The sequence below is a fragment of the Pedobacter psychrodurus genome (assembly GCF_032678585.1).
Classification (GTDB): Bacteria; Bacteroidota; Bacteroidia; order Sphingobacteriales; family Sphingobacteriaceae; genus Pedobacter; species Pedobacter psychrodurus_A.
In genome coordinates this window covers 1-15,434 of record NZ_JAVTSN010000010.1, presented here as the reverse complement: position 1 = coordinate 15,434, position 15,434 = coordinate 1, and the positions used below count along the sequence as shown (strand labels likewise).

The 15,434-nt window shown below is 38.8% G+C and carries 16 protein-coding genes; 9 read left to right on the top strand and 7 right to left on the bottom strand.

The annotated features are described in order from the left end of the window. Positions 1 to 101: 101 nt before the first annotated feature. Complete coding sequence (locus tag R2S57_RS08480; RefSeq protein WP_316844611.1) at positions 102 to 2,414, top strand: TonB-dependent receptor; 2,313 nt, start codon at positions 102 to 104, stop codon at positions 2,412 to 2,414. Positions 2,415 to 2,580: 166 nt separating this feature from the next. Beyond that, positions 2,581 to 3,297 carry a hypothetical protein gene (locus R2S57_RS08475; protein WP_316844610.1) on the top strand — a complete coding sequence of 239 codons (717 nt, stop codon included), beginning with the start codon at positions 2,581 to 2,583 and terminating at the stop codon, positions 3,295 to 3,297. A 160-nt stretch (positions 3,298 to 3,457) separates the two neighbouring features. Here R2S57_RS08475 and R2S57_RS08470 read toward each other — a convergent pair whose 3' ends face one another. From R2S57_RS08470 to R2S57_RS08460, 3 genes are all read right to left on the bottom strand, one after another. Next, complete coding sequence (locus R2S57_RS08470) at positions 3,458 to 4,537, bottom strand: NADH:flavin oxidoreductase/NADH oxidase (protein WP_316844609.1); 1,080 nt, start codon at positions 4,535 to 4,537, stop codon at positions 3,458 to 3,460. 107 nt (positions 4,538 to 4,644) lie between these two features. After that, positions 4,645 to 5,634, bottom strand: a complete 990-nt coding sequence (locus R2S57_RS08465; RefSeq protein ID WP_316844608.1) for an aldo/keto reductase — start codon at positions 5,632 to 5,634, stop codon at positions 4,645 to 4,647. 2 nt (positions 5,635 to 5,636) lie between these two features. Then, positions 5,637 to 6,032, bottom strand: coding sequence for a DoxX family protein (locus R2S57_RS08460; protein ID WP_316844607.1), 396 nt, complete (start codon positions 6,030 to 6,032; stop codon positions 5,637 to 5,639). Positions 6,033 to 6,170: 138 nt separating this feature from the next. On the opposite strand from R2S57_RS08460, the gene R2S57_RS08455 reads away from it, so the two are divergent. The 6 genes from R2S57_RS08455 (at position 6,171) to R2S57_RS08430 (ending at position 11,771) form a co-directional block, all read left to right on the top strand. Next, positions 6,171 to 7,112, top strand: coding sequence for an ABC transporter ATP-binding protein (locus R2S57_RS08455; RefSeq protein WP_316844606.1), 942 nt, complete (start codon positions 6,171 to 6,173; stop codon positions 7,110 to 7,112). 3 nt (positions 7,113 to 7,115) lie between these two features. Then, positions 7,116 to 7,913 carry a hypothetical protein gene (locus R2S57_RS08450; RefSeq protein WP_316844605.1) on the top strand — a complete coding sequence of 266 codons (798 nt, stop codon included), beginning with the start codon at positions 7,116 to 7,118 and terminating at the stop codon, positions 7,911 to 7,913. Beyond that, the gene (locus tag R2S57_RS08445; RefSeq protein WP_316844604.1) at positions 7,914 to 8,288 is read left to right on the top strand and encodes a GntR family transcriptional regulator; all 375 of its coding nucleotides are present in this window, start codon (positions 7,914 to 7,916) and stop codon (positions 8,286 to 8,288) included. A gap of 3 nt (positions 8,289 to 8,291) precedes the next feature. Further along, on the top strand, positions 8,292 to 9,149 hold the full coding sequence (locus R2S57_RS08440; RefSeq protein ID WP_316844603.1) for a hypothetical protein: 858 nt from the start codon (positions 8,292 to 8,294) through the stop codon (positions 9,147 to 9,149). Positions 9,150 to 9,175: 26 nt separating this feature from the next. Further along, on the top strand, positions 9,176 to 10,654 hold the full coding sequence (locus R2S57_RS08435) for a TlpA disulfide reductase family protein (RefSeq protein WP_316844602.1): 1,479 nt from the start codon (positions 9,176 to 9,178) through the stop codon (positions 10,652 to 10,654). Positions 10,655 to 10,784: 130 nt separating this feature from the next. After that, positions 10,785 to 11,771 (top strand): alpha/beta hydrolase, encoded by a 987-nt coding sequence (locus tag R2S57_RS08430; protein WP_316844601.1) that lies wholly within the window; start codon positions 10,785 to 10,787, stop codon positions 11,769 to 11,771. Positions 11,772 to 11,844: 73 nt separating this feature from the next. On the opposite strand, the gene R2S57_RS08425 is transcribed toward R2S57_RS08430, so the two are convergent. The 3 genes from R2S57_RS08425 to R2S57_RS08415 all read right to left on the bottom strand — a co-directional run bounded on the left by R2S57_RS08425 (position 11,845) and on the right by R2S57_RS08415 (position 14,650). After that, positions 11,845 to 12,735, bottom strand: a complete 891-nt coding sequence (locus R2S57_RS08425) for a DUF6263 family protein (protein WP_316844600.1) — start codon at positions 12,733 to 12,735, stop codon at positions 11,845 to 11,847. A gap of 15 nt (positions 12,736 to 12,750) precedes the next feature. After that, the gene (locus tag R2S57_RS08420; protein WP_316844599.1) at positions 12,751 to 13,527 is read right to left on the bottom strand and encodes a zinc-dependent peptidase; all 777 of its coding nucleotides are present in this window, start codon (positions 13,525 to 13,527) and stop codon (positions 12,751 to 12,753) included. Between the two features lie 97 nt (positions 13,528 to 13,624). Continuing rightward, positions 13,625 to 14,650 carry a Gfo/Idh/MocA family oxidoreductase gene (locus tag R2S57_RS08415; RefSeq protein ID WP_316844598.1) on the bottom strand — a complete coding sequence of 342 codons (1,026 nt, stop codon included), beginning with the start codon at positions 14,648 to 14,650 and terminating at the stop codon, positions 13,625 to 13,627. Positions 14,651 to 14,755: 105 nt separating this feature from the next. Here R2S57_RS08415 and R2S57_RS08410 point away from each other — a divergent pair, with 105 nt between their 5' ends. Further along, entirely contained in the window at positions 14,756 to 15,106 is a 351-nt protein-coding gene (locus R2S57_RS08410) for a hypothetical protein (protein ID WP_316844597.1), read from the top strand. Positions 15,107 to 15,240: 134 nt separating this feature from the next. Here R2S57_RS08410 and R2S57_RS08405 read toward each other — a convergent pair. After that, positions 15,241 to 15,434: hypothetical protein (locus R2S57_RS08405; RefSeq protein ID WP_316844596.1), on the bottom strand; the 194-nt coding region annotated here is incomplete at its 5' end.

The window sequence follows — 15,434 nt, the reverse complement described above, 5'->3', positions numbered from 1 at the left end:
TAGCGCATCCGCGCTGAACCAAATTATTTACATGAGAAACTAAAACCAGCTTCAATTAAGCTATTGTTTTGGCTTTCCGATCATTTTATTTACGACAACACATGAAAAAATTACAGCTTATTGGCTTGGTAATTCTATATACATTATTGAGTAGCACTGTTTTCGCTGCCGCCTTAAAAAACATAAAAGGTAAGGTTATTGATGCCAGCACCAAACAAACGTTGCCTGGCGCAACTATTTTTATTCCAGATTTAAAGGTTTCGGCCGTAACCAACAATGATGGAGAATTTACATTGAACAACCTTCCATCGAAAGGAAGTTATTTAGTAGAGGTACATTATGTTGGCTATAAAACCGCAACCAAAGTGGTCAACCTGGCCGATGCTACCGGATTGGAGTTTGCTCTGCAGCCTACCGCGATAGAAACCAAGGAAATTGTGATTACAGGCAGTTTAATCAGCAGTACGAGCAAACGGAATAGTGCCTCTTCGGCAGTGATTGGTAAAGACCAGTTGCTTCAGCCTTCTACCAATTTAATTGATGCTTTGACCAAAATCCCCGGTGTATCACAGATTACCACTGGTCCATCTATCTCCAAACCCGTAATCAGAGGTTTGGGTTACAACAGAATTGTAACTTTAGATGATGGGATTAAACAGCAGGGTCAGCAATGGGGTGATGAGCATGGTATCGAAATCGATCAGTTTAAATCAGACCGAGTGGAAGTTTTACGTGGCGCAGCATCGCTAATGTATGGCTCTGATGCACTTGGTGGGGTAATTAACTTATTAGAGCCAAGTTCTGCACCCGAAGGTCAGGTTAAAGGTGAGTTTATTACCAATTATTCTACAAACAACGGACTTACCGCCAACTCATTAATGTTAAACGGTAATGAAAACGGTTTTGTTTGGAGGGCCCGTGGAACGTACAAAAATGCTTATTCCTTTAAAACACCTACCGGATATTTCCCTAACTCTGGCTTTAATGAAACCGATTTAAGCGGAATGGTGGGTTTAAATAAAAGCTGGGGTTATACACATTTAAATGTTTCAAGCTTCCGTAATAACATTGGTTTCTATGAGCCAACTTTAGATGACAATGGAAATTTTGTTAAAGAAGATGGCAGTGCCTTTACCAACGATGATAATAAAAATCGCACTTTAGAATACCCACGTCAGGATATCCGCCACTTTAAAATTGCGTTGAACAACAATTTTGTTATCGGTAATGGCAATCTGAAAGCTGATTTTGGCTATCAGCAAAATCAGCGTCGTGAGTTAGACGAGCCTACCCCATCTTTGTTCTTCGATCTTAAAACCTACAATGCGGATTTAAAATACTATCTCCACGAAACCAATGGATGGCAACCCGTTTTTGGCCTGAGTGTAGATGATGCGCACAGCCAAAATAAAGGCAAAGAATTTTTAATTCCAGCCTATGATACTTTTGGTTTAGGTGTTTTTGCTTTTGCAAAGAAAAACTGGGAAAACAATACCTTCAGCATCGGCGCCCGTTACGACTTCAGAAAAAACAACGGAAAACAATTATTTGTAGAGGATGAGGAGCAATTTGCGCCTTTTAAAAATAAATTTTCTAATGTAAGTGGCGCATTGGGTTTTACGCACCAGTTTAACGATGAACTGAACTTTAAAGCCAATGCAGGTTCTGCTTTCCGTGCACCAAATCCGGCCGAACTGGGCTCGAATGGCGTTCATGAGGGTACATCTAGATATGAGATCGGTAATTCCGCTTTAAGTCCTGAACGCAGTTACCAGGTAGATGCGGCCTTAGAATACGAAGGCAAAATTATAAGTGCAAGTGCCAGTGTTTACAACAACTACATCCACAATTATATTTACGCATCAAACAATGGCGAACAAAGAGTAGCCGACGGTACACTTTATGATGTTTACCGTTATGGACAGGTAAATGCAAACCTTTATGGTGCTGAAGCGAGTTTAACCATCCACCCGGTTCCATTTATCCATTTCGAAAATACCTTTGGATATGTGCATGCGCAGAACAATACCTTAAACAGGCCGCTTTCGTTTATCCCGGCCGGAACATTGAGAAACGAGTTGCGTTTTGAGCCTAAACTTAAAGGAACAAACGATGCTTACCTTTCTGTGGGCATCAATTCGGCATTTAAACAAACCCGTGTGGATGATGTTTTCGAAACACCAACCAGTGGTTATACTTTGTTAAACGCAGGCATCGGTGCTACATTTAATTTGGGTAAACAACCCGTTAAATTGTCGGTATCAGCCAATAATTTGCTAAACCAGAAATATTATGATGCTTTAAGCAGGTTTAAACCAGGTCGTTTTGATCAGGAGAATCCTAATCTGGGTGTTTACAATACAGGAAGAAACATCACTTTTGGTTTGTATGTTCCTTTTACCCTGGTAAAATAATTTAATTCAGTTAAGGCTGAAATTACCAAAGCGGGACTGATCGACAGGATCGGTCCCGCTTTTTTTTATATATCCAAAGCAACCGAAAAGATTCACCGACCAAACATATCTAAGCAATTGACTGTTAAAAAGATAGATCAACCAATCATTAACTAATAAATCTGCTATGAAAACACCTTTCAGAATCTTTGTATTGGGTACATTTATGCTATTTGGTTTAATATCCTGTTCAAAAAACAGGGACGAAATGGATACGAATACGCCAACAACTTATACAGGTCAAAACCCAAGTCCGGCCAATTTAAGTGTAAGGGTAGTTTATATTGTTCCATCTGATCGATCATTGAATAAAACCTATACCGAAGCTGCGGGTAATTGCATTACACAATTAACAACATGGTATAAAACAACTTTGGGGAGCAATAAAACTTTTCATATCAATAACAATATGCTCGTAGAAACCATGCAGAGTTCGCATGTGGCAGCATGGTTTAATGCTCAAAATGGAAATACAGGCGATTCACAATTCTATTTTTATGCCAACGCAAAAAATGATGCTAAAGCGTTATTAGGAAGCAGTTACGACGAAACAAAATACATCTACCTGGTTTATGTTGATGCTGCTGGAACAACTGGTGCTGGCGCGATGGGCTTTACGGCCATGCCCGAAAACGACCTGAAAGGCTTAACCGGTCAAATGACTGAAGCTGTTCCACGATGGATCGGTGGAGCCGGTCATGAATTGGGACACGCTTTTGGATTGCCACACCCAACAAATGAAAATCCACAGGCTTTAATGTGGACGGGTTATACGACGTATCCAAATTGCATATTGCAGGATAATGATAAAACCATTTTAAACGCAAGTAAATTTTTCTATTAAGAGAAGAGTCACCTTAAAGTTTTTTGGAAAGCAATTGCAGGAACATGAGCGGGTTTAGGTGGCTCAGGCAGAAAAGATAGGATCAGGCTACGAGCTTGGTGATTAAAAACAAGAAAGCCAGCAAATGCTGGCCTTCTTGTTTTCAGTATATAACCGCTAACTATTTCTTAAACGTTTCCCGCTTAGCCCTCACATATTGATTTGGCCATTCGGTATTATCGCCTAGCACTTGTGCGGCATGGCTAGGAAAATATGCATCACGTAGCGATTCGCGCGCAATAAAAATCAGATCGGCCTTGCCTTCTTCTAAAATTTCTTCCGCCTGGTGCGCTTCTACAATTACACCTACTGCACCAGTATAAATGCCAATTTCGTTTCTGATCTTATCCGCAAAAGGAACCTGGTAATTCGGTCCTGCAGGAATAAAGGCATCGGGTACATTCCCACCCGAAGAGGTATCGATTAAGTCTACCCCACGATCTTTTAGCACCGCAACCAACTGCAACGAATCATTCTCGTTCCAGCCACCTTCTGTCCAGTCTGTTGCCGAAATACGCACAAATAGTGGCAGGTTCTCCGGCCATACCGATTGTACAGCTTCAACCACATCGATCACCAAACGGATGCGGTTTTCGAAACTGCCTCCATAAACATCGGTACGTTTATTACTCAAGGGACTAAAAAATTCGTGTAACAGGTAACCATGGGCGGCATGTATTTCTACCACCTTATAGCCAGCATCTAAAGCACGTTTTGCCGCAGCCCTGAAAGCAAAAACAATATCCTGAATTTCTGATATTGTTAATTCATGTGGTTCAACCTGTCCTTGTTTAAAAGGAATTGGTGATGGGCCAACCGGTTTCCAGCTGTTTTCGCCATCAGCAATCTGCTCACCCCCATTCCATGGCACTTCACAACTCGCTTTTCTACCTGCGTGTGCCAATTGGATACCTGCAATTGCCCCGTTATCATGGATAAAAGAAACAATCTGTTTCAGTTTATCTACATGTTCATCTTTCCAGATGCCTAAATCGGCATAGGTAATTCTTCCATCAGCGGTCACTGCCGAAGCTTCCTGAATAATCAAGCCTGCTCCACCAACCGCACGGCTTCCTAAATGCACCAAATGCCAATCGTTGGCAAAGCCATCAATGGCAGAATACTGGCACATCGGAGAAATAACAATCCTATTTTTTAAGGTTACGTCCTTTATGGTAAAAGGAGAAAATAATTTCGACATATCATCTTTTGTTTTACCGCAAAGGGCACAGAGACTTTAAGCAAAGAAAGCCAAGTCTTTATCCTCTACGCTCTTTGCGCTTTCCTTCTTTTCTTTGCGGTTGAATATTAAAAACCAGCGTTCTCTAATTCGTTATCAATCAACTGAATTTCTTCAGCACTTAATTTTACATGTATGGCTTCGGCATTTTGAACAGCTTGTTTTTCATTTCTTGCGCCCACTAAAGCGATGGTAATACCTGGTCGCTCAACCGTCCAACGTAAAACCAGCTGAGATAATGTAGCATTTTTCTCATCAGCCAAAGGTTTAATTTTAGCCAGAAACGCATTTGTCTTTTCAATACTTTCTGGTGAGAAAAATTTATTCCCCTGACGGTGATCGCCTTCTTCAAATTGATGGCCAGGCTTCATTTTTCCGGTCAGCAAACCACGTTCCATCGGACTGTAAGCCAAAACAGATTTATTTTTTTCGATACAATATGGAACAGTCTCCTCTTCTACTCCACGGTTTACCATACTAAATGGAATTTGATTTGAAATAATTTCCAATGTTTGATCTGCTTCCTTCAGCTGTGCTACATTGTAATTGCACACACCCGCATAACGTACTTTACCTTGCTCAATTAACCTGCTCACCGCTTCAAAAGTTTCGCTGATTGGCGTAGTAACATCCGGCCAGTGGATCTGGTACAAATCGATATAATCTGTTCCCAACCGTTTTAACGATTGTTCACATTCATAAATCACACTTTCCTTACCCGCATATTTATAAATATCAATTTCTTTACCGTCATTATTTTTACTCTTAAACCCGAAATCACCTTTGGCGAGGTCCCAGCGCATACCAAATTTGGTTACCAGCTGTAATTTATCTCTCGAAATGCCTTTTATGGCATCACCTACAATTTCTTCACTATCGCCCTGCCCGTAAATGGGTGCGGTATCAATTGAAGTCACACCTAAATCGTAACCTGCCTTGATTGCAATTATCGCATCATTTCTATCGGTACTTCCCCACATCCAACCACCTGCTGCCCAGGCACCAAAGGTGATTACTGAAAGTGAGAGGTCTGAGTGACCAATTTTTCTGTATTCCATAATTATTTTTTAATGATTTTATCAACCGCATAACTGTTATGCGGTAAGTAAGCGAGTAACACCGATAAAAATGCCACATGAATAAGTTGTGTAGGCAAGGCATCCCAATTTTCGATTGTTGTTGAACCAAAAATCAAGACTAAACAAAGCATACCTGCTAATATTAAACCTTGTTTGGTAAATAAGCCCAAAATGATCATTATTCCGGCTATTAATTCGGCAAAAGGCAAAATGTAACTGAAAGCGATTACTAACGCATCTGGCAAGAAAGATTTAGAAAACTGCCCCACCATCCAATTACTGAAACCTGCAAGTTTTGGCAAACGTACCAAGCCATGTCCGAAAAAACTTAGTCCAACGGCTAGTCGACCAAGCAGGTAAGCCCATTTTGTATCCATATGTTATCGATATACTACAAACATACAATCTACACATTAAGGAAGTTTTAATGCAACAATTATTAAACGGATATTTTACCTTCCAATGGCGGAGGAGATGGCAAAGAGCGCCAAGCGCGCGGCGTTTAACGTCGAGGTATGAAAGGGAAACGCCAACCGCTCTCCGCCCAACGCAAAACTTTTTTTCACAAAAATTTGGAGATCACCAAACTACACCATACATTAGTGTATTATTTAACTAATACAGTAGATATGATCAATATTAACAATCTTAATTTTGGCTACAGCAAGCATAAGCCATTGTTTAAAAATATGAGCATGCGGTTAAGCAATGGCCATATTTACGGTTTGCTTGGAAAAAATGGTGCGGGTAAATCCACCTTGTTAAAAAATCTGGCAGGTTTGGTTTATGCACAAAGCGGCACTTTGGATGTAATGGGTTACAACCCAGCTAAACGGCAGCCTGCACTTTTAGAGCAGATCTGTTTCATTCCGGAAGAGTTTTATTTGCCTTCGGTAAAAATCGATGCTTATCTAAAAGCAAATGCGCCATTTTACAAGAACTTCGATCATGCTTATTTCGCAGATCTGATTAAAGAATTCGACATTCCAGTTGAACAGAAACTCATCAACATGAGTTATGGACAAAAGAAAAAGGTAATTATCGCCTTCGGATTGGCTACCCAAGCTAAACTGGTAATTATGGATGAACCTACAAACGGACTGGACATTCCTTCGAAAGCACAGTTCAGAAAAATTATGGCCTCTGCCATGACAGATGAGCGTTGTATCATCATCTCCACCCACCAGGTTAGGGATCTGGATAACCTGATCGATACTGTGATTATGCTTGATGAAAATGATGTGGCACTTAAAGCGACGGTAGAAGAAATTACGGCAAAGCTAACTTTCAAAAAAGTGAAAGAAATTGATGACAGCATTATTTATGCCGAGCCATCACTTTCTGGTTATAATGCAGTAATGCCAAACTACCATCAGGAAGAAAGCAAATTGGATATGGAACTCCTTTTTAATGCCATACTTGCAGAAAAAATCAAATTTAAACCTTTATTCAGTTAAGCAATGAACAACACATTTAATATCAATCGATTTGGCCTATTGCTTAAAAGACAATGGCTTGATTTCGGAAAAATTTACTTGATCAGTTTTGGCGTATTAATTGGGATCCTGACCTTATTTTATAGCATAAGCTTAACAGAAAATAGTTTAAAATACATCTCATCTAATACTTTAAATTTTAGATACCCCCTATTCCTGATTACAGGCTTTCTCTTTGTAAGCATTATAGCAAACAGTTATTTCATGCACTTAGGGCAAAAGCCTAAAGCCATTATCAACATTTTGATACCCGCATCTAGCGTAGAAAAATTTTTATGCGCTATATTTTACACCTTAATTATTGGAATACCAAGTTACTTGTTGTGCTTTTACCTTACAGATCTTGTTTTTGTTTCTTCTGTTAGGGCAACACATAACCTCACAACAAGTTACACCGACTACCAGGGTAAAAAAGTGGTTATAGATAATCTAGCTTACTTTTTCTCTACCAAAACAGTTAAAGATTTTTATCCATTTTATTATGTGCCCCTATTAATCAATGGTGTTTTTTTATTAGGATCTATATTTTTCCAGAGCTTCCATTATGTTAAAACAGCAATTTCGCTGATGGCATTTGGGGTGCTTTGGGTTGCATCAACACTCTTTGTAATGCAAAAACTAACAAACAATACGGTTTGGGTTGGAAACCATTACTGGCAAGATGAAAAGAATATTTTTTTCTTAATGAGTCTAATTGGTATATTACTAACACTTGCATTCTGGTTCATCTCATTCATACGTTTAAAAGAAAAGGAGGCCTAAATGGAATTTAACAACAACAAGGCAATTTACCTACAAATAGCTGAATACGTTTGTGAGCAGATATTATTGGGTAAATGGAAGGCCGACGAAAAAATCCCATCGGTAAGGGAAATGGCAGTAGAAATGGAAGTAAATCCGAATACGGTAATGCGTACCTACGAATTGCTACAAGGCAAGAATATCCTTAACAACAAAAGAGGGATTGGTTTTTTTCTGGCTGATGATACCATCGATCAGGTAAAACAATATCGTAAAACCAGTTTTATCGACGATGAACTCCCCAACCTGTTCAGAAACCTTTATCTGCTGGGAATAGATTTCGACGAACTAAAATCACGCTACCAAACTTTTGTATCAAAAAACTTTAACGCCTAGAAAATGAAAACAAGCAATAAATTATTAGCAGGCCTGGCAATTGCCCTGCTTATCGTTCCATTAACCGTTATGATCTTAATTGCCAAAGCAAACCGGATCGACAATAAAACCTATGATAAAATGTTAATGGGAGCCGAAACCATAGGTGATGATGTGGATCAGTTTATCAAAAAATATCCTGTCCAGGCATTTCAAAATGTGGTGATTAGTGGGTCAGAATCATCTTACCTAAATGTAAAAATAATTGCAAGCGATAAATTCTTACTTAAAGCAACCAACGATCTTGCTCCATTTATCGAATACAAAGTAGATCAAGACGGGAAACTTCAAATATCATTGAAAGCAGAACGCAATTACCAGCAGGGAACACTGCTTATTTTTTCGCCAAATTTAAAAAGAATTACTTTTAATAATGTATCTGTTGACAGATTATCAGTAAATACAGATAGTTTAAATATAGAAATCACCAAAGGTGTAAACTTCAGATTTGGAGAAGATGTAAGGATCAAAAATCTGCATCTGGTAAAGAAAACTATGTATCAGGAACAAGATGTGGTGATACCTGGGATTACCATTGAAGACGCAAAAATTGAAAACCTTCAGGCTGAACTCAATTCGGCATATTTAACTGTAAACAACACACCGCTCCGTAACGTTGATTTAAGAGTTAAAGATGCAAAAGCAGAATTCAAGAACGAAGAAAACAGGATTATTGGACCCATCGAAACCCTCTTGTTAAATAGCACAGGTAAAAATGATGTGAATTTTCAGCACATCAAGATAAACAAAGCAAGTGGAAATCTTTCAGATGAAACCAGTATCCAATTGCCAACGGTTAATTTAAAACAACTAATAAAATAGAAACCATTTTAATCCCGATCTAGATCATGAATTTTTTATTTAAATTATCGCTCTCTTTTGCAATGCTATTCCTCTACGGCAATTCCGATTATGCCCAGACCCTTGCTACCAAAAATTTTGTCATTAAAGGTAACGTTAAGCATACGAAAGAGAAATTTTGGGAATTTGTTACTACAGGCTTTTATGGGAACACATTAACGAGCCTTCCCATAGACGACAAAGGTAATTTTTTAAAAACAATAGCATTAAATAGTCCACAAGACCTTTATCTATACCTGAACGATGATGCTATTACTATTTTTGCTATACCGGGCGATACCTTAACTGTTAATTGGGATGCCCAGGATTTCAAAAGTACCTTTAAAGTAAAAGCCCAGAATCAAGACAGGCAAAAAGAACTTGATTTAATGTTGCAGATTTATCAAAACTACAGGACTCCGACTATAACATTGATGAAGGAATTGTATGACACCAAAGTTTCAGATGTCGAAAAAATTGATAAGATAGAGAAATTGTATAATAGATATTTAACCACCATCGAAAGTTATGGCCCATTAACGAACTCTTCTAAAATCATTGCTGATGTTTACTATACTTTTTTGCACGAATTTGTCGAAAAAATTAATAATAACACGAAGAAAATGGGACACGGCAGCTATATTCAATATAAATTGAGCGTTCCAAAAAGTTTAGGTCAATTTTTTCCAGCGGCTCCCATAGAAAGGCTGATTGATGAAAATCTTTTTTTAATATCGCCCCAGTACAGAGAATATATTACCAATAAAACACGGTTTAATTCCGCATTTAATTCGATTATAAAAACAGTAGCACATCAAAAAGAGCCTGATACGCCTAACAGTACTTTAAACGACTGCTATAACGGCTTAGCCTCTTTATATCAATCAAAAATGATCAAAGATTGGTATCTGGTTAGCGCTTTAATGTTTGGATATGAGTATTATGGCTTTGATAATTCTGAAATTGCCTATCAGAAGTTTAAATCAGAAATCGGAACAGCTGAATATTTAGATACCTTGGAAAAGTTCCACGCCAATGTTCAGCGATTAAAATCTGGAAATAAAGCACCAGAATTCCAACTAAAAGACAATAAAGGTCAAACCGTTTCCCTAAGTGATTTTGAAGGAAAAATTGTTTACATCGATTTTTGGGGTGTTCATTGCGGGCCCTGCATTTCGGATATAAGCGAATATGCAACCAAAGTCCATGAAAAATATAAGGACGTTATTTTCATAAACATTTGCGTAGACGTAGACGAAAGCGAATGGAAAAAAAGTTTGAAAGAACTAAAACTTGAAGGCATTAATCTGATGGCCAAAGGGTGGATCCAAAATCAGGTATGTAAAGATTATGGGGTAAATGGTATTCCACATTATGTACTTATAGATAAACAGGGGAAAATGGTTAACAATAGTGCCCCACGTCTTTTCGAATTGGCCAATGACACAGATAACGAACTGGATTTATTGATTAAACAACCTAATTAAAATGCCTACCAACCTAAATAACTGATGTTTTATTTACTACATGTAAAAAGGGCATGATTTTTAAGCTATCTCATTGGCAAAAGTTTAACTTGTGCCAATTAGCTTTTTAGTTTTCAACTCACTACCCATCATGAAGAGATATATTCTTTTATTTGCCCTTAGCCTATTCGTTTTTAGCCATGCAAAAGCACAAAAAACAGATACCCTATCCATCACCCTGGATAATGTCAGATACCCTTATCCGGTAAAATATTTTCCCATTAATACCGAAGGACAGGATATTAAAATGGCCTATATGGATGTTGCACCAACCATCGCAGCAAATGGGAAAACAGCAATTCTTTTCCATGGTAAAAATTTTGGCGGTTATTATTGGACAAACGTCATTAAAGCTTTAACCAATGTTGGTTATCGCGTTATTGTACCCGATCAGATCGGTTTCGGCAAATCATCCAAAGCCTTTATCCATTACAGTTTCCATCAAATGGCAAGCTGGAATAAAAGACTATTAGATACACTGGGCATTCAGAAAACGGTAGTTCTAGGTCACAGCATGGGCGGCATGCTCGCTACCCGTTTTGCCTTAATGTACCCTGAAACGACAGTAAAGCTCTTACTCGAAAATCCTATCGGACTGGAAGACTATAAAACTTTTATTCCTTACATCACCACGGCACAGCAATACCAAACAGAGCTTAAAACCACGGCAGAAAGTGTTCGCAAATATTATCAGGGCTCTTACTTTACCTATTGGAAACCAGAATACGAATACCTGGTAAATATTGCCGGAGGTGTAACCAATAGTTCCGATTATCCCCGATGGGCAAAAGTTGCAGCATTAACCTATACCATGATTTATGAACAGCCTGTGGTATATGAATTTCAGAATTTAAAGGTGCCTACCGTTTTGTTTATCGGTAAGGAAGATAAAACCATTGTTGGTAAAGGATTGCTTACGCCAGATCAACAGGCACTTCATGGCCAGTATAGACTTTTAGGGAAACAAACGGCGGCCAAAATTATTGGGGCTAAAATTATCGAATTTGATGCCTGCGGCCATATTCCGCATATCGAAATCCCGACGGAATTTTTAGTGGCTTTAACGGGGAGCTTGTAACTTCATAAAAAGACCTCGCAGGTTTTTAAACGGCAAACTCCGGATTAAACCTGCGAGGTCTAGGTCCAATAAATCAATTAATCTCTTTCCCTACAATTTTATTAATCCCCTGCATTTCGAAATCAATGTCTTTTCCCATCGATTTCATTTTGCCATATAGCTCAATACGAAGGTGACTGTTGAGCACAATTCCTGTTTTAATATCCAGGGAGGTTTCTCCAGAATTGGTTCCACTTAAATCGGTTTCCATTTTGTTGCCCATGGCTTCAAAATTACCTTTCGATACCAATGTACCTTTTACGCTCAGTATGGCAATGCCGTCTTTCACTTCCTTCAGGGTGTATTGTGTTATCGTTTCAATGGGCATACTCATCTGCATTTTGGTATCAACCGTCCAGCTATCGCCAATTTTAACTGCCCTATCCGGGTAAATTTTAAACGACGATTCCATGGTCTGTTTTACCACCTCAGCGCTGAACTGTTTGCCCAATTCATTTTTAATCTGCTTAATCTCGTTTGTATCGTTGCTCATCTTTACCGCCATATTGTCGAGCATTTTTTCAATCCCAGCAACTGTTTTAATTCCGCCGTTTGGCGTAACAGTCATAAAAAACGAAGCACCTTTTAAACCACTGAAGGGATTTTTCTTCGTACTGTCCTGATCATCCGAATTAAAGGTCATGCTAGTACCCATCGCAATAGATTTGATAAAAATCCTGTTATAAGTTACTTTAATATCCTTTTCGCCACTGTGACCTTCCGTAATATCAAAAGTATAATCCGTACCAATATTTTGAGTTAAATGTACATCCTGACCGCCAATTTTCTGGTTAATGATCTGATCGGAAGTAATCGAGAAATCGTATTTATAACCTGTTGGATAATTTTGCCTCAACACATACGTTTTCTGTGCAAAAGCACCAATCGATATTAAACTACAGAGAATTGTTGCAAATATTTTCATTTGATAATTATCCTTTTAACCCGCAGGCTGTTGCGCAAAAATGCGGCTTAACTGAAAATACAATTCCGGGTGTTTATCCTTTAATAGCTCAGGTTTTTCAAAGAAATATTCTGAAACTACAGCAAAAAATTCGGCCTGGTTGGTGATGGCGTAAGGATTGATATCTGACTTGTTATCTTCAATTTTCTCCATCTCCTCATGCATCATTTTGATCCAGGGCAAAGTATATTCATGTGCGATTAAATTCTCCGGAACTCCATCTGTTGCACCATCCGATTTATCTAAAAGGTGTACAAATTCATGGATCGCCGTATTCTCCTTCCCTGCGCTTTTTGAAAAACCATGACGCAAAGCCGAACGCGACAAAATCATCTGTCCGTTCATGTAACCTGTGCCTACCATGCCCATAATATTTCTTTCCCCGCCTTCTTCAAACTGAAAATCCTTATTAAAAGTATCCGGGTACAGCAAAACGCTGGTGAGGTTTTTGTATTGCCAGTCATCGAAACCAAAAATCGGGATCACCGCGCTGGAGGCGATCAGTAACTCGTCTAAAGTGGTCATTTCCAGCCCCACAGGTTCAATTTTAACCGTACTAAAAAATGAAGCTACTTTTTGCTCAAAACGAAGTTTGTCCGTCGAATCTAAATTATGGTAATAACCCACGTAATCATCCAGTATTTTCTTGTCCACATCAGTTAAGGGCTCAATAGCCACCTTCTTTTTTTTAAGGATAAGGTATAAGGCAATCAGAAATATAGGGATTAAGTAGGCAAATGGCAGCGAGTTCATAAAAAAAGATTACACGGATTTAAGGGATTACACAAATTAACGTGATGACATGGATTAGGTTGATTACACCAATTTAACAGGTTGCAACAATAGAGTGTTAGCTTTCGATAATTTCCAATTGGGTCAGAACATTTTCGCGGCTAACCGGATAAGGTTTATTGTGACTAATTGCCTGATAAACGGCTTCGAAAAGGGGTAGATAACTTCCTACTTCAGATTTGATAATTTCCTCAGTTTTATTTCCATCAGCATCAATGGTGGTTAACAAACCATCCTTACCGGCGGCTTCTATACCATAAGCCTCATCAGTCAGTTTCATACCGGCCAACAGTTGCTCTTCCTGGATATCGGCCCTTTGTTTAATGAAACTTCCATCCACACCATGTAACACAAAAGCTGCCTGCGGATCTACCACCAACATGCTGGAAGTTACAAAAACATGTACGCTATCAGGATAACTTAACTGGATCGAGAAATAATCATCTACCAGGGTACCTACCCTATTTTTGCCCAAAATTTTATAAAAACTTAAAGGTTTGCCAAACAAACTGATCACCTGATCTAAAAGATGCGGACCTAAATCGTATAAAAGTCCACTGGCTTCTACCGGTTCTTCTTTAAATGCTTTTGGCCCGATTACATTGCGGTAACGATCGTAACGCAGGTGCATTTCATTCAATTTACCCAATTTACCACTTTCTAGCACCTTTTTTACCGAGGTAAAATCGCTGTCCCACCGTCTGTTCTGATAGAAAAAGATCTGCTTCCCAACACTGTCGGCCAGTTCGAAAAGTTCTTTGGCCTGTGCAGTCGTTGCCGTAAAAGGTTTCTCAACCAAAATATGTTTATGCGCATTTAATGCCGCTTTCGAATGTTCATAATGTAGGTTGTTTGGTGTATTAATCACCACCAATTCTATTTCCTCATCATTTAAAAGTTCATCAACGCTATTGTAACTTGTAATATTTGGGTAATCATTAACCGCATTTTTACTGCTCCGCTCTACTATCGCCTTAAAATTGAAACCACTGTGTGCTTGTAAAAAGGGTGCATGAAAAACCTTCCCCGACATGCCGTAAGCTAATAAACCCGCCTGAATTGTTTTATTGATATTCGTATCCATAGGTTATAAATGTAACTAAAAATACAATTACGATTCAAGCTTTAATGTTAAAACCTCAAAGCTTTTACTTAAGCCTTACACCATTTTACACTATCTTTGTACCATATGAAGCCGTCGGAGATTAATGCCAAGTGGAAAGTTTTACAGGAAAAGATTTCAACCGAGTTTGATTCAGATTTTCCTGATTTAAAAGTAATGCTTTTTCTCATTGGCGTTCAGGAATTGGGCAAAGGCCCTAAGAAATACAGCAAACGCCAAAAAGAAGAACTGATGCATATTGCTACCTGTCGCTTATTGAGCGAAATGGGTTTTTATGAATTAGAAGGCCTGGACCAGGATGGCTGGCCGCACTGGAAATTAATTAAAGCCATTCCGCCATATACTATGCTGGAGCAGGAAATGCTGATGAAATCGCTCGTGGTGAGCTATTTTGAGGATATTTATTCTGAAGATTAACTTACCCTGCCGTCAGAATGAACATCTGACACCCCAACCGTATCTCCTTTCCGTCTTGGAAAGCAAAGCCATTTGCTTTTTTTAATGTTCGTCGGGCTTTTTCGCTACTATTTGGGCAGTAGGGCGATTTTGCCTCAGAGCACTACCCCAAGTTTAATACCCCCCGCCTGTACAGGCAGGCGACAGGGGAGCGGACATTCCGGTTTTTCATCGGTATAAAGCGAATGGCTGGGCTTTCGGAACCGATAACTGCAGAACCCTGATGTTCCAAAACAAAAAAATAATTTATTCTTCGCTTTAACCCTGTTTACAGTTTGGTGAAACGGTA